Source organism: Cupriavidus sp. GW821-FHT02F09 (genome assembly GCF_059421605.1).
Map to the genome: position 1 here is coordinate 247355 of NZ_JBWKVH010000006.1, position 25348 is coordinate 272702.

The 25348-nt window shown below is 67.2% G+C and carries 23 protein-coding genes; 18 read left to right on the top strand and 5 right to left on the bottom strand.

Translation table 11 applies throughout. From position 1 onward, the window contains the following. Positions 1 to 13: 13 nt before the first annotated feature. A complete protein-coding gene (gene miaA, locus AC07XB_RS10040; RefSeq protein WP_492373106.1) occupies positions 14 to 1000 on the top strand; it encodes a tRNA (adenosine(37)-N6)-dimethylallyltransferase MiaA in 987 nt (328 codons plus the stop codon). A 116-nt stretch (positions 1001 to 1116) separates the two neighbouring features. Continuing rightward, positions 1117 to 1620, top strand: coding sequence for a GNAT family N-acetyltransferase (locus AC07XB_RS10045; protein ID WP_416049631.1), 504 nt, complete (start codon positions 1117 to 1119; stop codon positions 1618 to 1620). 125 nt (positions 1621 to 1745) lie between these two features. Here the strand turns inward: AC07XB_RS10045 and purM are convergent, their stop codons facing one another. Next, entirely contained in the window at positions 1746 to 2798 is a 1053-nt protein-coding gene (gene purM / locus AC07XB_RS10050; RefSeq protein ID WP_183035224.1) for a phosphoribosylformylglycinamidine cyclo-ligase, read from the bottom strand. 278 nt (positions 2799 to 3076) lie between these two features. Between purM and hda the strand changes: the two genes are divergently transcribed. The 8 genes from hda to AC07XB_RS10090 all read left to right on the top strand — a co-directional run bounded on the left by hda (position 3077) and on the right by AC07XB_RS10090 (position 9903). Then, on the top strand, positions 3077 to 3784 hold the full coding sequence (gene hda, locus AC07XB_RS10055; protein ID WP_043349383.1) for a DnaA regulatory inactivator Hda: 708 nt from the start codon (positions 3077 to 3079) through the stop codon (positions 3782 to 3784). A 115-nt stretch (positions 3785 to 3899) separates the two neighbouring features. Further along, on the top strand, positions 3900 to 4574 hold the full coding sequence (locus AC07XB_RS10060) for a histidinol-phosphatase (RefSeq protein ID WP_492829043.1): 675 nt from the start codon (positions 3900 to 3902) through the stop codon (positions 4572 to 4574). Between the two features lies 1 nt (position 4575). Then, a complete protein-coding gene (gene pcnB, locus AC07XB_RS10065) occupies positions 4576 to 6189 on the top strand; it encodes a polynucleotide adenylyltransferase PcnB (protein ID WP_492372977.1) in 1614 nt (537 codons plus the stop codon). Next, the gene (folK, locus tag AC07XB_RS10070; RefSeq protein WP_492372976.1) at positions 6189 to 6707 is read left to right on the top strand and encodes a 2-amino-4-hydroxy-6-hydroxymethyldihydropteridine diphosphokinase; all 519 of its coding nucleotides are present in this window, start codon (positions 6189 to 6191) and stop codon (positions 6705 to 6707) included. The genes pcnB and folK overlap by 1 nt, the downstream gene beginning before the upstream one ends. An 81-nt stretch (positions 6708 to 6788) precedes the next feature. Continuing rightward, positions 6789 to 7430: a deoxynucleoside kinase gene (locus tag AC07XB_RS10075; RefSeq protein WP_492372975.1), complete on the top strand. Its 642-nt coding sequence runs from the start codon at positions 6789 to 6791 to the stop codon at positions 7428 to 7430. A 211-nt stretch (positions 7431 to 7641) separates the two neighbouring features. Then, entirely contained in the window at positions 7642 to 8463 is an 822-nt protein-coding gene (gene panB / locus AC07XB_RS10080) for a 3-methyl-2-oxobutanoate hydroxymethyltransferase (RefSeq protein ID WP_492829045.1), read from the top strand. Positions 8464 to 8476: 13 nt separating this feature from the next. Beyond that, positions 8477 to 9175: an ABC transporter permease gene (locus AC07XB_RS10085; RefSeq protein WP_492829047.1), complete on the top strand. Its 699-nt coding sequence runs from the start codon at positions 8477 to 8479 to the stop codon at positions 9173 to 9175. After that, the gene (locus AC07XB_RS10090) at positions 9172 to 9903 is read left to right on the top strand and encodes an ATP-binding cassette domain-containing protein (RefSeq protein WP_492372973.1); all 732 of its coding nucleotides are present in this window, start codon (positions 9172 to 9174) and stop codon (positions 9901 to 9903) included. The genes AC07XB_RS10085 and AC07XB_RS10090 overlap by 4 nt, the downstream gene beginning before the upstream one ends. A gap of 9 nt (positions 9904 to 9912) precedes the next feature. Here AC07XB_RS10090 and AC07XB_RS10095 read toward each other — a convergent pair whose 3' ends face one another. The 4 genes from AC07XB_RS10095 to AC07XB_RS10110 all read right to left on the bottom strand — a co-directional run bounded on the left by AC07XB_RS10095 (position 9913) and on the right by AC07XB_RS10110 (position 16217). Next, on the bottom strand, positions 9913 to 11835 hold the full coding sequence (locus AC07XB_RS10095) for a chorismate-binding protein (protein ID WP_492829049.1): 1923 nt from the start codon (positions 11833 to 11835) through the stop codon (positions 9913 to 9915). A gap of 320 nt (positions 11836 to 12155) precedes the next feature. Beyond that, the gene (gene dnaJ / locus AC07XB_RS10100; RefSeq protein ID WP_150985979.1) at positions 12156 to 13304 is read right to left on the bottom strand and encodes a molecular chaperone DnaJ; all 1149 of its coding nucleotides are present in this window, start codon (positions 13302 to 13304) and stop codon (positions 12156 to 12158) included. A 175-nt stretch (positions 13305 to 13479) separates the two neighbouring features. Then, complete coding sequence (gene dnaK / locus AC07XB_RS10105) at positions 13480 to 15486, bottom strand: molecular chaperone DnaK (protein WP_492829070.1); 2007 nt, start codon at positions 15484 to 15486, stop codon at positions 13480 to 13482. 185 nt (positions 15487 to 15671) lie between these two features. Next, positions 15672 to 16217, bottom strand: a complete 546-nt coding sequence (locus AC07XB_RS10110; RefSeq protein WP_492829051.1) for a cob(I)yrinic acid a,c-diamide adenosyltransferase — start codon at positions 16215 to 16217, stop codon at positions 15672 to 15674. 241 nt (positions 16218 to 16458) lie between these two features. Here AC07XB_RS10110 and AC07XB_RS10115 point away from each other — a divergent pair, with 241 nt between their 5' ends. From AC07XB_RS10115 to glcF, 8 genes are all read left to right on the top strand, one after another. Then, on the top strand, positions 16459 to 17877 hold the full coding sequence (locus AC07XB_RS10115) for an FAD-binding oxidoreductase (protein WP_492372970.1): 1419 nt from the start codon (positions 16459 to 16461) through the stop codon (positions 17875 to 17877). 13 nt (positions 17878 to 17890) lie between these two features. Then, complete coding sequence (locus AC07XB_RS10120; protein ID WP_150985975.1) at positions 17891 to 18781, top strand: LysR substrate-binding domain-containing protein; 891 nt, start codon at positions 17891 to 17893, stop codon at positions 18779 to 18781. Between the two features lie 46 nt (positions 18782 to 18827). Beyond that, positions 18828 to 19622, top strand: coding sequence for a hypothetical protein (locus AC07XB_RS10125; RefSeq protein ID WP_492372969.1), 795 nt, complete (start codon positions 18828 to 18830; stop codon positions 19620 to 19622). Beyond that, positions 19619 to 20155: a GNAT family N-acetyltransferase gene (locus AC07XB_RS10130; RefSeq protein ID WP_492372968.1), complete on the top strand. Its 537-nt coding sequence runs from the start codon at positions 19619 to 19621 to the stop codon at positions 20153 to 20155. The genes AC07XB_RS10125 and AC07XB_RS10130 overlap by 4 nt, the downstream gene beginning before the upstream one ends. A gap of 252 nt (positions 20156 to 20407) precedes the next feature. Then, positions 20408 to 21901 (top strand): FAD-linked oxidase C-terminal domain-containing protein, encoded by a 1494-nt coding sequence (locus AC07XB_RS10135; RefSeq protein WP_492829054.1) that lies wholly within the window; start codon positions 20408 to 20410, stop codon positions 21899 to 21901. Between the two features lie 2 nt (positions 21902 to 21903). Continuing rightward, on the top strand, positions 21904 to 22863 hold the full coding sequence (locus AC07XB_RS10140; RefSeq protein ID WP_492372966.1) for an ion transporter: 960 nt from the start codon (positions 21904 to 21906) through the stop codon (positions 22861 to 22863). Between the two features lie 30 nt (positions 22864 to 22893). Further along, the gene (gene glcE / locus AC07XB_RS10145; protein ID WP_492829056.1) at positions 22894 to 24009 is read left to right on the top strand and encodes a glycolate oxidase subunit GlcE; all 1116 of its coding nucleotides are present in this window, start codon (positions 22894 to 22896) and stop codon (positions 24007 to 24009) included. Positions 24010 to 24074: 65 nt separating this feature from the next. Further along, positions 24075 to 25340, top strand: coding sequence for a glycolate oxidase subunit GlcF (gene glcF, locus AC07XB_RS10150; RefSeq protein WP_492372964.1), 1266 nt, complete (start codon positions 24075 to 24077; stop codon positions 25338 to 25340). Positions 25341 to 25348: the final 8 nt, after the last annotated feature.

Consider the following 25348-nt stretch of genomic DNA (forward strand, 5'->3'; position numbering starts at 1 on the left):
ACTCGATGACTCGATGACAACAGCCTCACCCAGCGGCACCGCCGCGCCCGCATCAGGCCACGCGCCGGTGGTCTGCCTGCTCGGCCCCACCGCCTCCGGCAAGACCGCCGCGGCACTGGCGCTGGCCGCGCAGACGCCGATCGAGATCATCAGCCTGGACTCGGCCCTGGTCTACCGCGAGATGGACATCGGCACCGCCAAGCCCTCGCCCGCCGAACTGGCCACGGTGCCGCACCACCTGATCGACATCATCGATCCGGCCGATAGCTACTCGGCCGCCCAGTTCGTCACCGACGCCGAGCGGCTGATCGTGGCGATCCGCGCGCGCGGCCGCGAACCGCTGATCGTCGGCGGCACCATGCTGTACTACAAGGCGCTAACGCAGGGCCTGAACGACCTCCCACAAGCCGATCCGGCCCTGCGTGCCGAGCTGGACGCGCTGGCCGCCGAGCGCGGCTGGCCGGCGCTGCACGCCATGCTGGCCGAGGTGGACCCGGTCACCGCGGCGCGCCTCGCGCCCAACGATGCCCAGCGCATCCAGCGCGCACTGGAGATCCACCGCCTGTCCGGCCAGCCCATGTCGGCGCTGCTGGCGCGGCAGGCCGACGAGCGCGCCTTTGCCGGCGCGGCCGACCGACGCTACCGCGTGATCGCGCTGGAGCCGTCGGACCGCGCCGTGCTGCACGCGCGCATCGCCACCCGCTATGACGCCATGCTGGCCGGCGGCTTTATCGAGGAAGTGCAACGGTTGCGCGCGCGCGGCGACCTGCAGCCTGCGCTGCCCGCGATCCGCTGCGTCGGCTACCGGCAGGTGTGGGAATACCTCGACGGCGAGACCGATTTCGACACCATGCGCGAGCGCGGCCTGGCCGCCACCCGGCAGCTCTGCAAGCGCCAGCTGACCTGGCTGCGCAGCACGCCCGAGCGGGAGGTTGTGGACTGCCTGGCGCAGGACTACGTCGCGCAGGTGGCGCGGCTGGCGCGGATCGGGCAAGCGTAGCGTCAATGGGGAATGGGGAATGGGGAATGGGGAATGGGGAATGGGGAATGGGGAACGAGTGTGACGGATAAGCGATAATCGTCGTTTATATCTTGCCGATGACGTCAAATCCCGCCATGCCTGCCACCGATTTCGTACTGCGCCCCGCCACTTCCGACGATTGCGAAACCTTGCTCGCGCTGATCACGGGACTGGCCGAATACGAGAAACTCACCCACCTGGTCGAAGCCACGCCGGAAAAACTGCGCGAGGCACTGTTTGGCCCGCGCCCGCATGCCGAGGCTGTGCTGGTGGAGGTCCCCGGCGCTCAGGGTCCGCAGGCCGTCGGGTTCGCCTTGTTCTTCCACAATTTCTCGACCTTCCTGGCCAAGCCCGGGCTGTATCTGGAAGATCTCTATGTCGACCCCGCCTGGCGCGGCCATGGGCTGGGCAAGGTCCTGCTCAAGCATCTTGCGGCGCTGGCGGTGGAGCGCGGCTGCGGCCGCTTCGAATGGAGCGTGCTGGACTGGAACACGCCTTCCATTGATTTCTACCGGGCAATGGGTGCGGACGTGATGCCGGACTGGCGAATTTGCCGGGTGACCGGGGACGCGCTGGCGAAGCTGGGCGCGACGGAGTAACTCCGCAGACCGTCGCCATTGCAAACGGTCTTGGCCTGTCCCACAGGCTTCGTTCAGCGCCCGGCGGGCATAAAAAAACGGCGCATGCCTGAGCATGCGCCGTTTTTTTATTGGAGCGGGACCGCTCAGACCACGATGGTCTGTGCCTGGCCTTCTTCACGCTCGCGGATTTCGCCGATCTGCCACACGGCTTCGCCAGCGGCTTGCAGATGGCGAATGGCGCGGTCGGCGTCTTCCTTGGCGACGATCACCACCATGCCGATGCCGCAGTTGAACACGCGGTGCATTTCGTCGTCGGCAACATTGCCCTGGGCTTGCAGCCACTGGAACAGCGGCGGCAGGGTCCAGGCGTCGCGCTGCAGCACGGCGGTCACGTTCTGCGCCAGTACGCGCGGCACGTTCTCGGTCAGGCCGCCGCCGGTGATGTGGGCCATGCCCTTGACCGGCAGGGTCTCGATCAGCGACAGCAGCGGCTTCACGTAGATGCGGGTGGGCGCCATGATGGCGTCCTGCAGGCGCTGGCCGTGGAAGTCTGCGTTCAGGTCCGGCTTGGCCACTTCGATGATCTTGCGCACCAGCGAGTAGCCGTTGGAGTGCGCGCCCGACGAAGCCAGGCCCAGCACCACGTCGCCCGGCACGATGGTGGTACCGTCGATGATGCGGCTCTTCTCCACGGCGCCGACCGCGAAGCCGGCCAGGTCGTACTCGCCGTCGGGGTACATGCTGGGCATTTCGGCGGTTTCGCCACCGATCAGCGCGCAGCCGGACAGCTCGCAGCCATGGGCGATGCCCTTGATCACGGTCGCCGCGGTTTCCACGTCGAGCTTGCCGCAGGCGAAGTAGTCGAGGAAGAACAGCGGCTCAGCACCCTGCACCAGGATGTCGTTGACGCTCATGGCGACCAGGTCCTGACCCACGGTGTCGTGGCGGTTCAGCTGGAAGGCCAGCTTGAGCTTGGTGCCCACGCCGTCGGTGCCGGAAACGAGCACCGGTTCCTTGTATTTCTTGGACAACTCGAACAGTGCGCCGAAGCCCCCGATGCCGGCCATCACGCCTTCGCGCATGGTGCGCTTGGCGAACGGCTTGATGCGGTCGACGAGCGCGTCGCCCGCGTCGATATCGACGCCGGCATCGCGGTAGGAGAGGCCTGCCTGGCCGGAAGTGGGGGATGCGCTCATGGGAACCTGCTTTTCCTGGAGTATGAAGTGAGGAATGCGGCGCTCACGACGGCGATTTGCGGCCGCGAGTCCAGTAGAATTGCAATTTTAACGGATACGGGCTTCCGGCTTCCAGTTTCCGGTGTTCCGTGTCATGAAGTATTGTCCGCAGCCATTCCCGATGAAGATGATTCCGGCAGCCACCGGCCGTTCTGCCCGCGCCCTACAGGCGGTCAGCGCCTGCCAGCCGCGACGCGTTTACCTGACAGATGATTCGCACAACAAGTAACCGATAAGTCATGTTTCAGCGTCCCAAGCAGCTATCGCTTGAACTTGGCAGTCCGCCGCCCTCGACCTTCGAGAATTTTTTCGTTGCGGTCAACCGCGAGCCGGTGCAGCGCCTGCGCGACCTGGCCACGGCAGTAGCGCAGGAGCGGGCCGCCGACCGCCTGATCTACCTGTGGGGCGAAGTGGGCTCGGGCCGCACCCACCTGCTGCATGCGGTCTGCGACAGTGGCTACCAGGCCGGCATCCGTTGCCGCTACCTGAGCCCGCATCACGCCTTGTCGGACTTCATCTTCGACCCGAGTTGCCAGCTCTACACCGTGGACGATGTGGAACTGCTCGACGAAGCGCGCCAGATCGCCGTGTTCTCGCTGTACAACGAGGTCCGGGCTCACGTGCGCACCGCCATCGTGGTGGCCGGCAGCCAGGCGCCGCTGGCCATGCCGGTGCGCGAGGACCTGCGCACGCGGCTGGGCTGGGGCCTGGTCTATCAGCTGGCACCGCTGTCGGACGAGGACAAGATGGCGGCGCTGGTGCAGGCCGCGCGCGAGCGCGGGCTGCAGCTTTCGCCGGAAATCCCGCACTGGCTGGTCACGCGCAAATACCGCGACATGCCCAGCCTGATGGCGCTGTTGGACGCACTGGACACCTATTCGCTGGAACGCAAGCGCGCCGTCACGCTGCCCCTGTTGCGGGAAATGTTTGCCGAGTTGCGCGAGTGAGCCAGAGCCTGCGCGCCAGCGCGCGTGACCCATGGCATGCACCGTGCTTGCCTTTGTTGGCATCCAGAGACGTTAAGAAAGCTCTCACAGTCACGTTAATGTAAAATCGCCGCCCATGAATCTGGCATTGTTCGACCTCGACCACACCTTGCTCCCGACCGACAGCGACCACGAATGGGGCCGCTTCCTGGTGCGCCTGGGCGTTGTCGACGAGGAATTCTACCGCCGCAGGAACGACGAGTTCTTCGGCCATTACAAGGCTGGCACCCTGGATATCCAGGCTTTCCTGCGTTTCGCGCTGGCGCCGCTGGCGGCCAATCCGCGCGACCACCTGGAAGCGTTGCGCAGCCAGTTCATGCGTGAAGTGATCGATCCGGTCATCACGCCGCAGGCGCGTGCACTGGTCTACAAGCACCTCGACGCCGGCGACCTGTGCGCCGTGGTCACCGCTACCAATAGTTTCGTCACCGCCCCGATCACGGCGGCTTTCGGTATCAAGCACCTGATCGCCACCGAGCCGGCCACCGCCAACGGCAAGCCCGACGGCGCCTTCACCGGCGAAGTGGATGGCATCCCCAGCTTCCGCGAGGGCAAGATAACCCGGGTGGAAGCCTGGCTAAAGAGCATGGGCACCCATTGGGATGCCTTCGAAAACACCACCTTCTACAGCGACTCGGCCAACGACCTGCCGCTGCTGGAGAAGGTCAGCGAGCCGATCGCCGCCAACCCGGACGATCGCCTGCGTCACCACGCCGCCGCGTCAGGCTGGCGCATCATGGACCTGTTCTGACGTGATCAAAAAGCTAATCAACCGGCTGCTAGGCAAGCCGGGCACCCAGCAGCGCCCCGTCAAACGCCGCGGCCAGCGCGCCCATGCGCCGAATATCGTTGCGCATGCCGAGCACCAGATCGACCAGTCGCTGATCTCGCGCAACGCCATCAAGGTCACCTCCACGCTGCAGCAGGCGGGCTACGAGGCGTTTATCGTCGGCGGCGCGGTGCGCGACCTGCTGCTGGGCATCAAGCCCAAGGACTTCGACGTCGCCACCAACGCCACGCCTGACCAGGTGCAGGCGCTGTTCCGCCGCTCGCGCATCATCGGCCGGCGCTTCCAGATCGTGCACGTGACGTTCTATGGCGGGCGCGAGCAGGAAATCATTGAAGTCTCCACCTTCCGCGCGCTGGTCGACGCGGTCGCCAGCGAGACCTTGCCCGAAGGGCGCCGCCTCAAGCGCTCCGAGCTCGACAGCAAGACCCACGCGATCGATGCCTCTGGCCGCGTGCTGCGCGACAACGTGTGGGGCTCGCAGGCCGAAGACGCGGAACGCCGCGACTTCACCATCAACGCGATGTACTACGACCCCGCCCAGCAACTAGTGTACGACTACCACCAGGGCATGGAGGACATCCGCGCACGCACGCTGCGCATGATCGGCGATCCGGTCACACGCTACCGCGAAGACCCCATCCGCATGCTGCGCGTGGTGCGCTTCGCCGCCAAGACCGGGTTCACGATCGACGAGGACACCCGCCAGCCGATCGCCGACCTGGCCTCGCTGATCCACAATGTGCCCAGCGCGCGCCTGTTCGACGAGATGCTCAAGCTGCTGATGTCAGGCCATGCCTGGGCGTCGCTGCAGGAGCTGCGCAAGGCTGGCCTGCACCGCGGCCTGCTGCCGCTGCTGGATGTCGCGCTGGAGCAGCCGATGGGCCAGCGCTTCGTGCAACTGGCGCTGGACAACACGGACCAGCGTGTGCAGGTTGGCAAGCCGGTCTCGCCGGGCTTCCTGTTTGCCGCGCTGCTTTGGCACCACGTGCTGCAGCGTTGGACCACGCTGCGCGAGCAAGGCGAACACGCCATCGCCGCGCTCAATATCGCCATGGACGACGTGCTGGAACGCCAGACCGGCCAGCTCGCCATCCAGCGCCGCTTTGTCACCGACATGCGGGACATCTGGGGCATGCAGCCGCGCTTCGAGAAGCGCGTGGGCCGCATGCCGTTCCGCCTGATCGAATCGCCGCGCTTCCGTGCCGGCTTCGATTTCCTCTACCTGCGCTGCGAATCCGGCGAGCAGCCGGCCGAGCTGGCGAAATGGTGGCAAGACTTCCAGGATGCCGATAGCCACGGCCGCGAGGACCTGATCGAGGCAGTGCGCCCGGTGCGCGGCGCCGGCAAGCAAGGCGGCGGCGGCAGCGGCGGCGCGGGCGATGCCGAAGGCTTTGAACCCGCCGGAGATGGCGATAGCAGCGACAGCGGCGGCCCGGCACGCAAGAAGCGCCGCCGGCGCAGTCCGCGGAAATCGGATAAAGTTTCTCCGCGGAGTGATATGGACGCGAGCCAGGAATCCGGCTCCACTGCAGACCGGAAAACCGGCAAGGTACGCGTCCAGCCGGAGGAATCGTAATGACACTTGCCTTTATCGGCATCGGAGCCAACCTGGGTGACGCCCGGCAGGCTCTGAAAGATGCCATCGTGTGCCTGGCCCAGCAGGTCGGCATCACGGTGCTGGCGAGATCGTCGCTCTATCGCACGGCCCCGGTCGATGCGACGGGCAACGACTATTACAACGCGGTGGTCAAGGTGGAGACCTCGTTCACCGCCGCCCAGCTATTGCGCATCTGTCACCACATCGAGGATCAGTTTGGCCGCGAGCGGCCTTTCCGCAACGCACCACGCACCCTCGACCTGGACCTGCTGGTCTTTGGCGACGAAATCCACCAGGACGAAAAGCTGGTGGTGCCGCATCCACGCCTGGCCGAACGCGCCTTCACGCTGGTGCCGCTGCTTGAGCTGGATGCCGAACTGGTTGTCCCCGGCCTTGGCCGCGCGGCGGATTACCTGGCCGCGGTCAGCACGCAGCGCGTCGAGAAGGTCTCCTTTTGCAAGTGCACGCGGCAACTGGACGCGCGCAGCGATTCCTGAAGCCATGGCCGGCAGCGGCAAGCCGGCCCCGCTTTATCCGCCCTGTACTGTGTAGTTCCCCCTAGCCGACCGGACCCGCCCATGCTCGAACACCTGCGCCGCATTGTGGTGGAAGGCCCCATCGGAGCCGGCAAGACCGCGCTCGCGCAACGCCTGGCGCAAACCCTGCGCACCGGCGAATTGCTCGATGCTGCGCGCGAAAACCCCTTCCTGGAACGCTACTACCGCGAGCCCGCGCGATACGCGCTGCCGCTGCAGCTGTCGCTGATGAACCAGCGCGCGCAGCAGCTCAAGGCTTGGCAGGCGGCACTGCTGGCGGGCCAGCGCGTGGTAGGCGATTTCCTGCACACCCGGGACCGCCTCTACGCCGGGCTGACCCTGCCCGAGGACGAACTCGCGCTGTACGACGCCCTCGCCGCGCGCCTGCCGGCCCAAGGCCAGCGTGTAGACCTCGTCATCGTGCTGCAGGCCTCACCCGCCCTGCTGCGCGAGCGCATCGCCCGGCGCAACGCGCCTGGCGAGTCCAGCATCGACGATGCCTATCTGGAGCGATTGTCGGATGCCTACGGCGAGCTGTTCCATCGCTACGACGAAGCACCGGTCATGATCGTCGACACCGCCCACTTCAGCCCGGTAGACAACGACGCCGATTTCCGTACACTACTGTCGCGCATCGAAAACATGCGTGGCCGCAAGGCCTTTCTCAATCTCGCTGCGCCCTGACAGGCTCTCCCGCCTGCCAGCCTTCACCATAACGACAGCAGTCGCTGCCGCGAATCCCGTGGCCCCATCCTGGGGCCGAGCGCCTCGCGCAGTACGAACTGAAAGGGGCAAAGGCCTTGCCGCACGGATGCAGATGCGTTGATGCACCGATCATGAATGCACTGCCGCATTGCGGCCGGCCCGTCTCCCGTCTCTCTACCGGCCCAACGTCATGAGTTACCTCCTCGACCCCTCCCGCAAGACCGTCACCATCCCCAAGCTGCAAGCGATGCGCGCCGCCGGCGAAAAAATCGCCATGCTGACCGCCTACGACTCCAGCTTCGCCGCGCTGCTCGACTACTGCGGGGTCGAGGTGCTGCTGGTCGGCGACTCCCTTGGCAATGTCATGCAAGGCCAGCAGACCACGCTGCCCGTGACGCTCGAACAGATTGTCTATCACACCGAATGCGTGGCACGCGGCAACCAGAGCGCGCTGCTGGTGGCGGACCTGCCATTCGGCACCTATCCCACCCCGGAAGCCACCTTCACCAGCGCCGTGGCGTTGATGCGGGCCGGCGCGCAAATGGTCAAGCTGGAGGGCGGCGACTGGCTCGCGCCCACCGTCAAGTTCCTGGTCGAGCGCAGCATTCCGGTGTGCGGCCACATTGGCCTGACGCCGCAGTCGGTGCACGCGCTGGGCGGCTTCAAGGTGCAGGGCAAGACCGACGAAAGCGCGGCGCAGCTCAAGCGCGACGCGCTCGCGCTGCAAGCCGCGGGCGCCCAGCTGATCGTGATGGAAGCGGTGCCGGCGGCTGTGGCCGGCGTGGTCACCGGCCTACTGACGATCCCGACCATCGGCATCGGCGCCGGCGCGGATTGCTCCGGCCAGGTACTGGTGCTGCAGGACATGATCAACGTCTACCCGGGCCGCAAGGCCAAGTTCGTGCGCAACTTCATGGAAGGCGCCGGCTCGATCGAGGCCGCCGTGCGCGCCTACGTGGCGGCCGTGAAGGACGGCAGCTTCCCGGCCGTCGAGCACACCTTCTCGGCCTGAGCGCGCGCCGGCAATGGAGATCGGTGCCGCCACCGCCGCGGCCTTTGCGCTTCTGGCCAGCGGTGACGGCGCCATCTGGTTCATCGTCTGGACCTCGCTGGTGGTGGCCGTGCTCGGGCTGGCGATGGCCGCCGTGCCCGCCATCGGCGCGGCCTACCTGATCGCCACCCACGATTTTCCCGGGCGGCGTGTGGTGGTGGTGGTGGCGCAGGCCTTCCTCTCCTTCCCGACCGTGCTGGTCGGGCTGGTCCTCTACCTGCTGTTCACCCGCCACGGGCCGCTGGGCAACTTCTCCTTGCTGTTTACCCGCAGCGGCATGGTGCTCGGACAGGCGGTGATCGGCTTCCCGGTGGTGCTGGCGTTTGCCCTGTCCACCTTGCAGGGGGCGGATGCGCGGCTGCGTGAAACCGCCTGGGTACTGGGTGCCGGGCGCTGGCGAACCTTTTTCACCGTCCTGCGCGAGATGCGCTTTGGCCTGATGGCCGCACTGGTGGCGGGCTTTGGGCGGGTCATCGCCGAAGTCGGCTCGGCACTGATGATCGGCGGCAATATCGAAGGCGCCACCCGGACCATCACCACCGCCATCGCGCTGGAAACCAGCAAGGGAGAATTCGCCCAGGGTATTGCGCTGGGCGTTGTGCTGATCGCACTGGCAGTGCTCGTCAATGTGATGCTGGCGTGGCTGCAAGGCGCGGGAGGATTTCGCCGATGAGCACCCTGCCCGCGCGCCGCACGCCTGACGGGCAGGCGTTGCCGCCTTCCCAGCTGCCGCCGCTGCTGACGGTGCGCGGCTTGCAGCGCCAGGTAGGCGCGCGGGGGCTGTTCGATATTGCCGAGCTTGCCTTCCCGCGCGCCGCTGTGGTTGTGCTGACCGGTGTCAATGGCGCGGGCAAGAGCACGCTGCTGCGCATGGTGGCGGGGCTGGAGCGCGCACCCGGCGCGACCGTGGCCTGGACCAGCGCGGACGGCACGCCGCACAACGCCGCACTCGATCCGCTGCCCGCCGCGCTGCGCCAGCGCATTGCCTACCTGCACCAGCATCCCTACCTGTTTCGCACCTCGGTGCGCGAGAACATCGCCTATGGCCTGAAGGCGCGTGGCATGCCCGACGACGAAGTCAGGCGGCGCGTGGGAGCCGCGCTGGGCTGGGCCGGCATCACGCACGTGCAGGACACCGCCCCCGAATGCCTGTCCGGCGGCGAGGTGCAGCGCGTGGCACTGGCCCGCGCCAAGGTGCTGGAGCCCGATTTGCTGCTGCTGGACGAGCCCACCTCCAGCCTGGACGGCCACGCTCGCGAGCAGGTGATCGGCCTGGTGCAGGACCTGGCCGCCGAAGGCCGCAGCGTGGTGATGGTCTGCCACGATCGCGAGTTGATCAACCTGCCGGGCGTGGTGCGCTGGAAGCTTGGCGACGGGCGGCTGGATACGCGCCACCCCTGAACGCCTGGATCAGGCTGTTGCCGGCAACTCCGCCAATAGCACGCCCCGCAACGAATTCGCCAGCGCTAGTGCCTCCGCGCTCAGCAGCATGGCCCGCGTGACAACCGCCTCGCGCACCGTCCCGCCGAGGTAGCGTGCACCTTCGCCCAGCACCGCAGCGCGCATCACGCCGGGCAGGATATCGGCGGCTAGCGGCGGCGTTAGCCACTCGCCTTCCACCTTGACGAACACCGAGCTGCGGCCGCCTTCGAGCAGCTCGCCGCGGGCGTTGAAGAAGAGGCTGTCGAAGGCGCCGGCGCGCTCGGCCGCTTGCCAGCCGGCGTCATAGACGGCGCGCGCGCTGGTCTTGTGGCGGCGCAACGCGTCCGCGACCGGCAGCGCCTGCGCGGCCAGCACCACGCGCACCGGGGCCGCGGCGAGCGGCGCCACCGGGCCGTGGGCAACGGTGAAGCTGCCCGCCTTGTCCAGCGCCAGCCGCAGGCGCCAGGTGCCGGCCCCGAGATCCGCCACGGCCGCCTGCACCAACGCCAACGCGCGAGCGTGCTCAAACCCGAAGCCGAAGCACGCAGCGGAAGCCGCCAGCCGCACCAGATGCTGATCCAGGCGCTGGCACGCCCCGTCTTCCACCCGCATGGTTTCGAACAAGGTAAAGCCCGGATCGTGCGCGGTCAGGAAGCGCGCCTTCCAGCCGCACTCGGCAAATTCGCCCGCGGCGTCGCTGTCATGCACGATGCCACCGCCCACGCCCATCTCGCCCGCGCGCAGTCCGTCGGCGCCCTGCGCGCCCAATACCAGCGTGCGGATGGCGACCGACAGCGCAAAGGCACCCGGCCATGCCTGCGCTTGCCCTTCGCCGGGCGCGCAAATCCAGCCGAGCGAGCCGGTGTAAAGGCCGCGCGGCGCGCGCTCCAGCTCGCCGATGATCTCCATGGTGCGCCGCTTGGGCGCGCCGGTGATGGAGCCGCAGGGAAACAGCGCGCGCATCAGATCCGCCAGGCTGGTGCCGGCGCGCGCCTTGGCAGTCACGGTGGAGGTCATCTGCAGCACCTGGCCGAAGGGCTGCACCACGAAGCGATCGGGCACGGCCACCGTACCCGGCACCGCGACGCGGCCCAGGTCGTTGCGCAGCAGGTCGACGATCATCACGTTCTCGGCGCGGTTCTTCGGGTCGGCCGCCAGCGCCAGCGCGGCCTCGGCATCGCGCGCGTCGTCACCCGTGCGCGGCGCCGTGCCCTTCATCGGGCGGGTGAGCAACTGGCCCTGGCCGTCATGCCGGACGAACAATTCCGGCGACAGCGACAGCACCCAGCCATCGCCCGGCAGCCGCGCCAGCGCGGCGTAGGGCACCGGCTGAGCGGCGCGCAGCGCGGCATACAGCGCCAGCGGATCGCCGAAAGCGGCAAAGCGCAGCCGCTGCGTGAAGTTGACCTGGTAGGTATCGCCAGCCTCGATCCACTGGTGGATCCGGGCAATGGCCGCGTGGAAGGCGGCTTCCGGCGTGTCGGCCGTGACGTCCATCACGCCGGCCGGTTCGCCCGAGGACGGCGCCAGCCACTGCGCGACCTCCCGCGTGTCCAGCCGGCGCATCTGCCGGAACCACAGCAGGCGCAGCGCGCCGTCATGGAAAGGCAGCGCGTGGTCGACATGGACCGGCACGCCGACCAGCGGGCCGCCGAATTCGTAGGGGGCGAGCAGCGTGGCATGCCAGCCCTGGCGCCAGCCTTCGGCCAGCATGGCGTCGAGCGCGTCGAGCTCGGAGGCGTCGGGCAGCGCATCTTCACGGGCGAAGCCGGTGTACAGGCGCGAAGATGCCTCGCCGGGGGCGGCGGTGGCGTCGTCAAGCAGGACGAAGGGCTCGGCGGCGCCGGCAGAGCCGGATTCGGGCGCTTGTGAGATTGAGGAAGAAGACGAGCGGGTCAGGGAGACTGCCACGGGAAATCACCAGCATAAATTGAGGTCGCCATAAAGCGGGCGACATTGCATTATCGCGCGCCCGCCCTCTCCCCCGGCCCCTCTCCCACAAGTGGGAGAGGGGAGCAAACCTGAGGCACCGGCCGAAGTCGCGGAGCGGGCCAAAGCCGCCCGCCCTGACGACGGCTTTCGCTCCCTCTCCCCTCAGGGGGAGAGGGCTGGGGAGAGGGGTGGCTTAGCTAGGAGCCAGTTCAAGCGAAGCCCACGGTTTTTTCGGCGCCCTCAAAACAAAAAAGCCGGCCACGCATCAACGCGTGGCCGGCCGCATGCCCCAAGCCGGATCAGCTGAAGAAGCTCTTCACCTTGTCGAGCCAGGATTGCTCCTGCGGGCTGTGGCGCGAGCCGCCTTCATGCACCGAGCGATCGAACTGGCGCAGGATGTCCTTCTGCGCCTCGGTCAGCTTGACCGGCGTTTCCACGTTCACGTGCACGTAGAGGTCGCCGGGGTAGCCCGAGCGCACACCCTTGATGCCCTTGCCGCGCAGGCGGAAGGTCTTGCCGGGCTGGGTGCCTTCCGGCACCGGGAAGCTGGCCTTGCCGCCCAGCGTGGGCACTTCCAGGTCGCCGCCCAGCGCCGCGGTGGCGAAGGAAATCGGCATCTGGCAGTGCAGGTCGTCGCCGTCGCGCTCGAACACCGCGTGCTGCTTGATGTGGACTTCCACATACAGGTCGCCCGGGGGGCCACCGTTGATGCCCGGCTCGCCATTGCCCGAGGAGCGGATGCGCATGCCCTCGTCGATGCCGGCGGGAATCTTCACTTCCAGCGTCTTCTGCGACTTCAGCTTGCCCTGACCGTGGCACTTGGTGCACGGCTTGGGGATGTGCTTGCCGGTGCCGTGGCACTTGGGGCAAGTCTGCTGCATCGAGAAGAAGCCTTGCGACACGCGCACCTGGCCCGCGCCATGGCAGGTCGGGCAGGTTTCGACGTTGGTGCCGGGCTCGGCGCCATTGCCGTGGCAATGCTCGCACTCGTCCCAGTGGGGCACCCGGATCTGCGCGTCGTGGCCGTGGGCGGCCTGCTCCAGCGTGATTTCCATGCTGTAGCGCAGGTCAGCACCGCGGTACACCTGCGGGCCGCCGCCACGGCGTCCGCCGCCAGCCTGGCCGCCTTGCTGGCCAAAAATATCGCCGAAGATGTCGCCGAAGGCTTCGGCGAAACCGCCGTAGGCCTGGCCGCCGCCGCCGAAGCCGCCCGCCATGTTGGGGTCGACACCGGCGTGGCCGTACTGGTCGTAGGCTGCCTTCTTCTCAGGGTCCGAAAGCATCTCGTAGGCCTCTTTGACCTCCTTGAACTTCTCTTCGGAATCCTTGCTGTCCGGATTGCGGTCCGGGTGGTGCTTCATCGCCAGCTTGCGATAGGCCTTCTTGATCTCGTCGTCGCCGGCGTTCTTGCCCACCCCGAGCACTTCGTAAAAGTCACGTTTTGCCATGGTGGCTGCTTACCTGATGGGCCCGGAAGCGTCCAAAGCCCGCCCGGGCGAAATAGCAAAAAAGCCGAGCGAGGCATTCGACGGCGGTAACCCGCTTGGTCCAATGTCCGTCGCCCGGCGTCGGGATGGGGGCTGGCGCTGGTGTTGCGCACCGCGCCCCCGCCCCGCTCTTCCATTACTTCTTGTCGTTGACTTCCTTGAACTCGGCGTCCACGACGTTATCGTCCTGCGGATGGGCTTGCTGATGGCCCGCGCCGGCAGCACCGGCACCGGCCGCGCCCGCGGCGCCCGCCGCACCTGCTTCGCCGGCCTGGGCCTGCATGTCCGCATAGACACGCTCGCCCAGCTTCTGGCTGGCTTCGGACAGCGCGCTGACCTTGGCATCGATCTCGGCCTTGTCGCCGCCGCGTGCGGCGTCTTCCAGTTCCTTGATCGCGGCTTCGATCTTTTCCTTCTCGCCCGCTTCCAGCTTGTCGCCGTATTCGGCGACAGCCTTCTTGGTCGAGTGGATCAGCGCGTCGGCCTGGTTGCGGGCGTCCGCCAGCTCACGGGCCTTCTTGTCTTCCTCGGCGTTGGCCTCGGCGTCCTTCACCATGCGCTGGATCTCGTCTTCCGACAGGCCCGAGTTCGCCTTGATGGTGATGCGGTTTTCCTTGCCGGTCGCCTTGTCCTTGGCGCCCACGTGCAAGATGCCATTGGCGTCGATGTCGAACGAGACTTCGATCTGCGGCGTGCCGCGTGCGGCCGGCGCGATGCCTTCGAGGTTGAACTCACCCAGCAGCTTGTTGCCGGTGGCCATTTCACGCTCGCCCTGGAACACCTTGATGGTCACGGCCGGCTGGTTGTCGTCAGCGGTCGAGAACACCTGCGCATGCTTGGTCGGGATGGTGGTGTTCTTGGTGATCATCTTGGTCATCACGCCACCCAGCGTTTCGATGCCCAGCGACAGCGGCGTCACGTCCAGCAGCAGCAGGTCCTTGCGGTCGCCCGACAGCACGGAGCCCTGGATCGCGGCGCCAACGGCGACGGCTTCGTCCGGGTTCACGTCCTTGCGCGCTTCCTTGCCGAAGAATTCCTTGACCTGTTCCTGCACCTTGGGCATGCGGGTCATGCCGCCGACCAGGATCACGTCATCGATTTCGCTGACCTTGACGCCGGCGTCCTTGATGGCGATGCGGCACGGCTCGATGGTGCGCAGGATCAGTTCCTCGACCAGCGATTCCAGCTTGGCGCGGGTCATCTTCAGGTTCAAGTGCTTCGGACCGGAGGCATCCGCCGTGATATACGGCAGGTTGATTTCGGTCTGCTGCGAGCTCGACAGTTCGATCTTGGCCTTTTCAGCGGCTTCCTTCAGGCGTTGCAGCGCGAGTACGTCCTTGGACAGGTCGACGCCCTGGTCCTTCTTGAACTCACCGATGATGTAGTCGATGATGCGCTGGTCGAAGTCTTCGCCGCCCAGGAAGGTGTCGCCATTGGTCGACAGCACTTCGAACTGCTTCTCGCCGTCAACGTCGGCGATCTCGATGATCGAGATGTCGAACGTGCCGCCACCCAGGTCATACACGGCGATCTTGCGGTCGCCCTTTTCGTTCTTGTCCAGGCCGAAGGCCAGCGCGGCCGCGGTCGGCTCGTTGATGATGCGCTTGACGTCCAGGCCTGCGATGCGGCCAGCGTCCTTGGTGGCCTGGCGCTGCGAGTCGTTGAAGTAAGCCGGCACGGTGATCACGGCTTCGGTCACCGGCTCGCCGAGGTAGTCTTCGGCGGTCTTCTTCATCTTGCGCAGCACTTCGGCGGACACCTGCGGCGGTGCCAGCTTCTGGTCGCGCACGGACACCCATGCGTCGCCGTTGTCGGCCTTGACGATGGTGTACGGCATCAGGCCGATGTCCTTCTGCACTTCCTTTTCTTCGAACTTGCGGCCGATCAGGCGCTTCACCGCATACAGGGTGTTGCGCGGATTGGTCACCGCCTGGCGCTTGGCAGGCGCGCCCACCAGGATCTCGCCGTCTTCCATGTAGGCGATGATCGAAGGGGTGGTACGCGTGCCTTCGGCATTTTCGATCACCTTGGGCGTATTGCCTTCCATGATCGCGACGCAGCTATTGGTGGTACCGAGGTCGATACCGATGATCTTACCCATTATTCTCTCCTCTTGAGCCCCGCTATCCGCGGGGACTGCAATTCATCCTGAGGCCGAAATGTGGCCGTCCGGGGCCATTTCAAGGGCCGGAAGTGCAATTCCGACTAAATTTCTCGGCTTCTCCTTCTGATCAACGGCAGGCTGGCTGGCCAAGTTGCAGGGTGTTAGGAGACGTTGCGCGCCAAGCGTGGTTTTTGTGCTGCTTACATCATTTAAAACTGGATCGGCTAACGGCCTCGCTGCCACAGGACATCACTGCCCCCGCCGGCCCGGTTGAGCACGCGCGACAACACGAACAGCAGGTCGGACAAGCGGTTCAGGTACTGGCGGGGCGCCTCGCTCAGGGCTTCCTGCGCGCCCAGCGCCACCAGCGCGCGCTCGGCGCGCCGGCACACCGTGCGGCACACATGCGCCACCGCCGCGGCCCGGCTGCCACCCGGCAGGATGAACTCGGCCAGGCGCGGCAGGTTGGCATTGTAGTGATCCAGCCATGCGTCCAGCTGCAGCACCTGCTCGGGCTTGACCAGCACGTAGCCGGGGATGGAGAGCTCACCGCCAAGGTCGAACAGGTCGTGCTGGATATGCAGCAAGGCCGTGCGGACGTCGTCGGGCAGCGTCTCGGTGAGCAGTACGCCGAGGTTCGAGTTGAGCTCGTCCACATCGCCGATGGCGGCAATGCGCAGGCTGTCCTTGCTGATGCGGCTGCCGTCGCCAAGCCCGGTGGTGCCGGCATCTCCGGTGCGGGTGGCGATCTTGGAGAGGCGATGGCCCATGCGGGTCTCCTGCGTTGGCGAATCCAGCATTATGGCGCGCATCCGCCCCTTCGCGTTAGCGCGCTGCCCGGCGCCGGGTGGCGGTTGCGGCGCCCGCCCAACGAGCCGCCCCTGGCGCGGCGTAGAATAACGGGATTCGCTTGATACGCTACCGGGTGCGATTGCCGGCGCCGTTCAGCGCGGCCTTTTGCCATGGCCGACGCTGCGCGTCCCCGGTCCCCACAGACCCGCCGGAGACGCCATGAACCAACCCCTTGCCCACGCCGCGCTGGTGCGCCAACCCCTGCCCGCCGCCGTGCGTGACGCCTTGCAGGCCCGCTTCGGCGAGCGCTTCTCCACCTCCCCCGGCGTCTGCGACCACCACGGCCGCGACGAGTCCCCCTTCCCGCCGGCAGCGCCGGACGGCGTGGTCTTCGCCCACACCACCGAGGAAGTGGCCGAAGTGGCCCGGCTGTGCAACGAGCACCGTGTGCCGCTGATTGCCTACGGCGCCGGTTCCTCGCTCGAAGGCCACCTGCTGGCGGTGGCTGGCGGCATCAGCCTGGACTTGTCGCAGATGAACAAGGTGCTGTCGGTGCAACCCGAAGACCTGAACGTGACGGTGCAACCGGGCGTGACCCGCAAGCAGCTGAACCAGGAAATCAAGGACTCCGGCCTGTTCTTCCCGATCGACCCCGGCGCCGATGCCTCGCTGGGCGGCATGTGCGCCACGCGCGCCTCCGGGACCAACGCGGTGCGCTACGGCACCATGCGCGAGAACGTGCTGGCGCTGACGGTGGTCACCGCCGACGGCCGCATCATCAAGACCGGCACCCACGCCCGCAAGTCCTCCGCCGGCTACGACCTGACCCGCCTGATGATCGGCAGCGAAGGCACGCTGGGCATCATCACCGAGGTGACGGTGCGGCTGTACCCGCAGCCCGAAGCCATCTCGGCGGCCATCTGCAGCTTCCCCAGCATGGGCAGCGCGGTGCGGGCAACCATCGAGACCATCCAGCTGGGCGTGCCCGTCGCGCGCGTGGAGTTCGTCGACGCACTGGCCATCCGCGCCATCAACCGGCACGACAACTTGTCCATGCCGGAGGCGCCGCACCTGTTCTTCGAATTCCATGGCACCGAGGCCGGCGTCAAGGAGCAGGCCGAGACCGTGCAGCAGATCGCCGCCGACAATGGTGGCCAGGGCTTCGAGTGGGCCACGCGGCCGGAAGACCGCAGCCGCCTGTGGAACGCGCGCCATACCGCTTACTTCGCCATGCTGCAGCTCAAGCCGGGCTGCAAGGCGGTCACCACCGACGTGTGCGTGCCGATTTCCCGCCTGGCCGATTGCGTGACCGAGACCGAGCGTGACCTCAACGCGTCCAGCCTGCCCTGCCCCATCGTGGGCCATGTGGGCGACGGCAATTTCCACGTCGCGATCCTCACCGACCCTGAAAAGCCCGAGGAGCTCGCCGAGGCCGAGACCATCAACCGGCGCATCGTGGAGCGCGCGCTGGCCATGGGCGGCACCTGCACCGGCGAGCACGGCGTGGGGCTGCACAAGATGGATTTCCTGGTCAGCGAGCACGGCGAAGACGCGCTCGACCTGATGCGCGCCATCAAGAACGCGCTCGATCCCAACCACATCCTCAACCCGGGCAAGATCTTCCGCCCGGTACGCTAAGGGATCGCGCGGCATGGCATCCGTGTTCAACCGCGTCCCGCCGCTGCACCTGCTGATCGCGTTCGAAGCCGCCGCCCGGCTGGGCAGCTTCGCACGCGCGGCCGAGGAGCTGTCGGTCACGCCCAGCGCGGTGTCGCACCGCATCAAGAACCTGGAGGAGTTGTGGGGCGAGGACCTCTTCGTGCGCGCCAACGCCGCGCTGCGGCTGACGGCCGCTGGCACGCGCTACCTGCGCAATGTGCAGGATGCCCTCAAGGCGCTCAACGAACTGGCCCGGCCCGAGTACAACAAGCTGCGCACCCGCCTGCGCGTGGCGATCCCGCCCACCTTCGGCCGCCAGCACCTGGTGCCGCGCCTGCCCGAGTTCACGGCGCTGTACCCGCACATCGACACCGAGCTGCACCTGGCCATCCCCTTCCTGGACGTGAAGGCGGAAGACACCGATGTGGAGATCCGCTACGGCACCGGGCGCTACCCCGACCTGAAGACCACCAAGCTGCTGGTCGAGCCCGTGTTCCCGGCCTGCGGGCGCGAGTACTACGAGCGCATCGACGGCCGCGCCATCACCAAACCCGAGCACCTGCACAACCTGGTGCTGCTGCGCAGCCCGCTGGAACCCTGGAAGCCCTGGTTCGAGACCGCCGGCCTGGACTGGCCCGAGCCCCAGACCGGCCCGCAGTTCAACGACATCGGCCTGATGCTCGAAGCCATCGCCTCCAACCAGGGCGTCGCGCTGGTGCGCCAGCGCATGGCCCGGCACTGGCTGTCGCTGGGCCAGATGGTGCGGCTGCTGGACATCGAATCGGTGTCGCCGCACGGCTACTACATCGTCGAGCGCGAACAGGCGCCGCTCAAGCCGGAGGCACGGTATTTTGTCGACTGGCTGCTCAGCCTGGACTGGTAGCACCTCCAAACCCAAACCTGAACATCAGCGAAGAGGAATCCTGCCAATGCTCGCCCTGAAGCTGTTACTGGTACCCGGCTTCATCGCATGCATCTCCATAGCGGGCAAACGCTGGGGCCCCAGCGTGGCCGGCTTGCTGGCCGGCATGCCCGTGGTGGTTGGTCCGATCCTGTTCTTGATTGCACTGGAGCGTGGCGCGCCATTTGCCGCAGCAGCGGCTACCAGCGCCCTCTGCGCCGTGTTCGCGTCGGTCGCGTTCAGTTTGGCCTATGCCTGGAGTTGCCGCCGGCACGGATGGCCGCTGGCGCTGACGGCTGCCTTGGGTGCCTGGCTGGCCGCGGCGGCGTTGCTTGGCAGGCTGCCCTTCTCGCCCTTCACCGCTCTGGCCTTGGCGCTGCTCACGCTAGGCATCTGCCCGTCGCTCTTTCCGCCGCCCGGTCCCGCCGGGCTGGCGGCTCCCGTGTCTCGCGCGGGGCTGCTGATGCGCATGCTGGCCGGTGCGGCCCTGACGGTCGCGGTAACGACCCTGTCGGCATCGATCGGCTCCACCTGGAGCGGGCTGCTGGCCGTGTTCCCCGTGCTTGGCATTGTGCTGTCGGTGTTCTCGCACCGGGCAGCCGGCCCGGACTTTGTCGTCGCCTTGCTGGCTTCGATGGCGGCAGGCTTGTTTTCCTTTGTCGCGTTCTGCTTCACCTTGGCCGTACTCTTGCCGCAAAGCACCATCGCGATCGCCTTTCCCATGGCAATCCTTGCTACAGCTGTTACACAATGGGCAGTCAAGGCATATCGGGAACGACGCGCCAGACAGCAGCTCGTGACTGCCAACCAGGAGCACGCATGATGCCCATGCAGATCCGCCTGCTCACCCCCACCGATGCTAGCGCCTTCCAGGCACTGCGCCTCGAAGGCCTGCTGGAGGCGCCCGCTGCCTTCGGTTCCAGCTTCGAGGAAGAGCGTGACCTGCCGCTGGCCACCGTCGCCGGCCGCCTTGAGGCAACGCCCGAAAAGGCCGTGATCGGCGCCTTTGAAGCCACCGAGGGCGGCACCGCGCTGGCCGGCGTGGTCGGGCTGATGCGCGAGGACAAGGCCAAGCAGCGGCATAAGGCGTTTATCTGGGGCATGTATGTGGCGCCGGGCTATCGCGACCGGCGCCTCGGGCGACAGCTGATGGAACAGGCGTTGGCGGTGGCCACCGACATGCCCGGGCTGCGCCAGGTCACGCTCTGCGTCAACGTCATCAATGCGCCAGCGATCGCGCTCTATGAGGCCATGGGCTTCGTGCGCTACGGCGTGGAGCCGCAGGCGCTCTATGTGGCACCGGACTATCACGACAAGCTGGAAATGGTACACATGCTGGCGCCGCGCGGACAATAAAGCGGCCTATTGCCGCCTTGCGCCGCGCCGGTGCTAAGCTGGATTGGTACCGGCCAGCCTGCGAGGATCCCCTCGCCACCGCCCGCATGGCACGTTCCGCGCCCACGCCGTCATGAGCGATTTTGATCGGCCTGCCATGCGGAATTCACGTTGCCACGAGGCTGCGCAGCCACCTGGCTGCGCTATAGTCCTTGCTCCCCACCCGCGTCCGCCCTGCCATGGCGGGCGCCGGCGGCCATAACAGGAGTTGCCATGAACGCCCCGCACGAAGTCTCACTGGTCGCCGACGACGCACGCCGCAGCGCGTTGCTCGCCGGCCTGGCGAAAATCCTGCCCGATGCGGCGTTGTTGTGGAAACCCGAAGACACCGTGCCCTACGAGTGCGACGGCTTGGCAGCCTATCGCCAGGTGCCGATGGCCGTGGCGCTGCCCGACAACGAAGACCAGGTCTGCGCCATCCTACGCCTGTGCCACTCGCTGCAGGTGCCCGTGGTGCCGCGCGGCGCCGGCACCAGCCTGTCCGGCGGGGCCATGCCGATCGCCACCGGCCTGGTGCTGTCGCTGGCCAAGTTCAAGCGCATTGTCAGCGTGGACGTGCGCTCGCGCACCGCGGTGGTCCAGCCCGGCGTGCGCAATCTCGCCATCTCCGAGGCCGCCGCGCAGTACAACCTCTATTACGCCCCCGATCCTTCCTCGCAAATCGCTTGCACCATCGGCGGCAACGTCAGCGAGAACTCGGGCGGCGTGCATTGCCTGAAGTACGGCCTGACGGTACACAACGTGCTGCGCGTGCGCGCCGTGACGATGGAGGGCGAAGTGGTGGAATTCGGCTCGGAAGCGCCTGACGCGCCGGGGCTGGACCTGCTGGCCGCCGTGATCGGCTCCGAAGGCATGCTGGCGGTGGTCACCGAGGTGACCGTCAAGCTGATCCCCAAGCCGCAGCTGGCGCAGGTGATCATGGCCAGCTTCGATGACGTGGCCAAGGGCGGCAACGCGGTGGCCGATGTGATCGGCGCCGGCATCATCCCGGCCGGGCTGGAGATGATGGACAAGCCCGCCACCGCCGCGGTCGAGGAATTCGTGCGCGCCGGCTACGACCTGGACGCCGCCGCCATCCTGCTGTGCGAGTCCGACGGCACGCCGGAAGAAGTGGCCGAGGAAGTGGAGCGCATGAGCGAGGTGCTGCGCGCTTCCGGCGCCAGCCGCATCCAGGTGTCGCAAAGCGAGGCCGAACGGCTGCGCTTCTGGAGCGGGCGCAAGAACGCTTTCCCCGCCGCCGGGCGCATCTCGCCGGACTACTACTGCATGGACGGCACCATCCCGCGCAAGCATATCGGCACGCTGCTCAAGCGCATCGAGGAGATGGAACGCAAGTACGGCCTGCGCTGCATGAACGTGTTCCATGCGGGCGACGGCAATATGCACCCGCTGATCCTGTTCGATGGTGCGGACCAGGACGAATGGCACCGCGCCGAGCTGTTCGGATCCGACATCCTGGAAAGCTGCGTGGAGCTGGGCGGCACGGTGACCGGCGAGCACGGCGTGGGCGTGGAGAAGCTCAATTCCATGTGCGTGCAGTTCTCCGCGCAAGAGCGCGAGCTGTTTTTTGGCGTCAAGGCGGCCTTCGACCCGGCGCGCCTGCTCAACCCCGACAAGGCCATCCCCACGCTGGCGCGCTGCGCCGAGTACGGCCGCATGCATGTGAAGCGCGGCCTGCTGCCGCACCCTGACCTGCCGCGATTCTGAACATGGCCGCTCAAAACGCCACGCAACGCAACCGCAGCAGCGCGCAAACCCGCCAGCGCCTCGGCAAGCCCGAATCCGGCTGGCGCGAGCGCTGGTACACCATCATCTTCGAGGCCGACACGCGCAACGGACAGCTGTTCGACATCACTCTGCTGCTGGCCATCGTGGCCAGCGTGCTGATTGTGATGTTTGACAGCCTGCCGGCGGTAAACCTGCGGCTGGGCCGCGTGTTCACGGTGCTGGAGTGGCTGTTCACGCTGCTGTTTACCGCCGAATACCTGATGCGCATCGTGGTGGTGCGCCGCCCCTTGCGCTATGTGTTCAGCTTCTTCGGCGTGGTCGATTTCCTATCGATCATCCCCACGTGGCTCGCCTTCTTCGTGCCCGAGCTGGCCTTCCTGATCGACGTGCGCCTGCTGCGGCTGCTGCGCGTGTTCCGGATCCTCAAGCTGACGGTGTATTTCGAGGAAGCGCAGATCCTGTACCACGCGCTGGCCAACAGCCGGCGCAAGATCTTCGTCTTCCTTGGCACGGTGTTCATCATCACCGTGATCCTCGGCACCGTGATGTATGTGGTGGAAGGCCCGCAGCACGGCTTTACCAGCATCCCCGTGAGCATGTACTGGGCGGTGGTGACGCTCACCACCACCGGCTTCGGCGACATGGTGCCCAAGACGCCGCTGGGCCAGTTCATCACCTCGCTGACCATCCTGCTGGGCTACGGCATCATCGCCTTCCCCACCGGCATCGTGGGCGCGGAGCTGGCCGCCAGCATCATGAAGCGGCCGCTGACCACGCGCACCTGCAACCATTGCCTGACGGAAGGCCACGATCCCGACGCCGGCTACTGCAAGCACTGCGGCAGCGAGCTGCCGCCTTACCAGGGCGAGAGCGAACGCGAGCCGGCAGGCTCCCGCGCAAGCGCCGAGACGCCACCTCACCGTCCCACTTCTTCCGCCTGACCTAGCTCACGCCGACACCCGCCCGCCACCATGCCAGCAGATCCGCAAGCCACCCTCACCGCCTTTCGCGATGCCATCCGGCATGCCACCGACACGCGCGCGCCGCTGCGCCTGCGCGGCGGCGGCAGCAAGGATTTCTACGGCCAGCATGCGCAAGGGGCACTGCTCGACACGCGCGCCTACAGCGGCATCGTCGACTACGACCCGCCCGAGCTGGTGATCACCGCGCGCTGCGGCACGCCGCTGGCGGAGATCGAGGCGGCGCTGGCCGAGCGGCGCCAGATGCTGGCGTTCGAGCCGCCGCACTTCAGCACCGGCGCCAATGCCAGCGACGTGGCCACGATCGGCGGCGCCGTGGCCGCTGGCCTGTCCGGCCCGCGCCGGCAGGCGGTGGGCGCGTTGCGTGACTTTGTGCTGGGCACACGCGTGATGGATGGCCGTGGCGACGTCCTGAGCTTTGGCGGCCAGGTCATGAAGAACGTAGCCGGCTATGACGTCTCGCGGCTGATGTCCGGGTCGCTCGGCACGCTGGGGCTGATCCTGGAAGTCTCGCTCAAGGTGCTGCCGGTGCCCTTCGACGACGCCACGCTGCGTTTTGCGCTGGACGAGGCCGCGGCGCTCGATCGCCTCAACGACTGGGGCGGCCAGCCCCTGCCGATTGCCGCTTCGGCCTGGCACGACGGCGTGCTGCACCTGCGCCTGTCGGGCGCGGCGGCCGCGCTGCGCGCCGCGCGCGAGCGGCTTGGCGGCGAAGCCGTGGACGCCGCGCAAGCCGATGCATTGTGGCGCGCGCTGCGCGAGCAGAGCCACGCCTTCTTTGCCCCGGTGCAAGCTGGCCGGGCACTGTGGCGCATTGCCGTGCCAACCACCGCCGCGCCGCTGGCGCTGCCCGGCGGGCAGCTGATCGAATGGGGCGGCGGCCAGCGCTGGTGGCTGGGCGGCAGCGACAGCGCGGCCGACAGCGCCATCGTGCGCGCCGCGGCCAAAGCGGCCGGCGGCCACGCCACGCTGTTCCGCAACGGCGACAAAGCCGTGGGCGTGTTCACGCCGCTGTCCGCACCGGTGGCTGCCATCCATCAGCGGCTCAAGGCGACGTTCGACCCCGCCGGCATCTTCAACCCGCAGCGCATGTACGCCGGCCTCTGAGCCACGGGCGGCACCGCACCACACCGCATCGATCCCCAGCCAAGGCACCGGAGAGTCCCCGAACCATGCAAACCACACTGGCCGAATTCCTGCGCGACACGCCCGACGGCGAAGAAGCCAAGTCCATCGTCGGCAAATGCGTGCATTGCGGCTTCTGTACCGCGACCTGCCCCACCTACCAGTTGCTCGGCGACGAGCTGGACGGCCCGCGTGGCCGCATCTACCTGATGAAGCAGGTGCTGGAGGGCCAGCCCGTCACGGAAAGCACACGCCTGCACCTGGACCGCTGCCTGACCTGCCGCAACTGCGAATCCACCTGCCCCTCGGGCGTGAAGTACGGCCGTCTGGTCGACATCGGCCGCAAGGTGGTGGACGACCGCCTTGCGGCCGAAGGCATCCAGCGCCCGGCGCGCGAGCGTTTCGCGCGGTGGGCGCTGCGCGAAAGCATGACGCGCCCGGCGCTGTTCGGCACGGCCATGCGCCTGGGGCAGCGCGTGCGAGCGCTGTTGCCGCAGGCGCTGCGCAACAAGGTGCCGCAGGCGGTCAACGCCGGCGCATGGCCGCGCACCACGCACGCGCGCAAGATGTTGTTGCTCGACGGCTGCGTGCAGCCCTCGATGTCGCCCAACATCAATGCCGCCACGGCACGCGTATTCGACCGTCTTGGCGTGCAGCTGGTGGTGGCGCGCGAGGCCGGTTGTTGCGGCGCCGTGCGCTATCACACCGGCGACCACGATGGCGGCCTCGACAATATGCGGCGCAATATCGACGCCTGGTGGCCGGCGGTGCAAGCCGGCGCGGAGGCCATCGTGATGACGGCGTCGGGCTGCGGCGTGATGGTCAAGGAATACGGCCACCTGCTGCGCAACGATGCCCGCTATGCGGATCGCGCGCGCCAGATCTCGGCGCTGACCAAGGATCTGTCGGAGCTGCTGCCGAACTTCGCCGACGCCCTGCAAGACGCGGCCGCCGAGGCAAGAAGCAGCAAAGGCTCCAACGGCACCAATGGCCAGCGCGTGGCCTATCATCCGCCCTGCACGCTGCAGCACGGCCAGCAGATCCGCGGCAAGGTGGAAGCCCTGCTGGCAGGCCTGGGCGTGGACGTCAAGCTCTGTGCCGACAGCCACCTGTGCTGTGGCTCCGCAGGCACGTACTCGGTGCTGCAGCCCGAATTGTCCTATCGGTTGCGCGACGAGAAGCTCGCCAATCTGCAGGCCTCGAAGCCCGAGGCCATCGTCTCGGCGAATATCGGCTGCATCACGCACCTGCAAAGCGGCACCGGCACGCCGGTGATGCACTGGATCGAGCTGGTGGATCGCATGCTGGGGTAGGCTGGACG

Coding starts and splice junctions, on each gene's coding strand:
- AC07XB_RS10075 (WP_492372975.1), top strand. CDS start 6,789: ATGCTCGAACACCTGCGCCGCATTGTGGTGGAAGGCCCCATCGGAGCC.
- AC07XB_RS10140 (WP_492372966.1), top strand. CDS start 21,904: ATGGCCGCTCAAAACGCCACGCAACGCAACCGCAGCAGCGCGCAAACC.
- AC07XB_RS10125 (WP_492372969.1), top strand. CDS start 18,828: ATGCTCGCCCTGAAGCTGTTACTGGTACCCGGCTTCATCGCATGCATC.
- glcF (WP_492372964.1), top strand. CDS start 24,075: ATGCAAACCACACTGGCCGAATTCCTGCGCGACACGCCCGACGGCGAA.
- miaA (WP_492373106.1), top strand. CDS start 14: ATGACAACAGCCTCACCCAGCGGCACCGCCGCGCCCGCATCAGGCCAC.
- panB (WP_492829045.1), top strand. CDS start 7,642: ATGAGTTACCTCCTCGACCCCTCCCGCAAGACCGTCACCATCCCCAAG.
- AC07XB_RS10120 (WP_150985975.1), top strand. CDS start 17,891: ATGGCATCCGTGTTCAACCGCGTCCCGCCGCTGCACCTGCTGATCGCG.
- AC07XB_RS10115 (WP_492372970.1), top strand. CDS start 16,459: ATGAACCAACCCCTTGCCCACGCCGCGCTGGTGCGCCAACCCCTGCCC.
- AC07XB_RS10060 (WP_492829043.1), top strand. CDS start 3,900: ATGAATCTGGCATTGTTCGACCTCGACCACACCTTGCTCCCGACCGAC.
- hda (WP_043349383.1), top strand. CDS start 3,077: ATGTTTCAGCGTCCCAAGCAGCTATCGCTTGAACTTGGCAGTCCGCCG.
- AC07XB_RS10135 (WP_492829054.1), top strand. CDS start 20,408: ATGAACGCCCCGCACGAAGTCTCACTGGTCGCCGACGACGCACGCCGC.
- dnaJ (WP_150985979.1), bottom strand. CDS start 13,304: ATGGCAAAACGTGACTTTTACGAAGTGCTCGGGGTGGGCAAGAACGCC.
- folK (WP_492372976.1), top strand. CDS start 6,189: ATGACACTTGCCTTTATCGGCATCGGAGCCAACCTGGGTGACGCCCGG.
- AC07XB_RS10110 (WP_492829051.1), bottom strand. CDS start 16,217: ATGGGCCATCGCCTCTCCAAGATCGCCACCCGCACCGGAGATGCCGGC.
- AC07XB_RS10130 (WP_492372968.1), top strand. CDS start 19,619: ATGATGCCCATGCAGATCCGCCTGCTCACCCCCACCGATGCTAGCGCC.
- glcE (WP_492829056.1), top strand. CDS start 22,894: ATGCCAGCAGATCCGCAAGCCACCCTCACCGCCTTTCGCGATGCCATC.
- AC07XB_RS10045 (WP_416049631.1), top strand. CDS start 1,117: ATGCCTGCCACCGATTTCGTACTGCGCCCCGCCACTTCCGACGATTGC.
- purM (WP_183035224.1), bottom strand. CDS start 2,798: ATGAGCGCATCCCCCACTTCCGGCCAGGCAGGCCTCTCCTACCGCGAT.
- AC07XB_RS10085 (WP_492829047.1), top strand. CDS start 8,477: ATGGAGATCGGTGCCGCCACCGCCGCGGCCTTTGCGCTTCTGGCCAGC.
- AC07XB_RS10090 (WP_492372973.1), top strand. CDS start 9,172: ATGAGCACCCTGCCCGCGCGCCGCACGCCTGACGGGCAGGCGTTGCCG.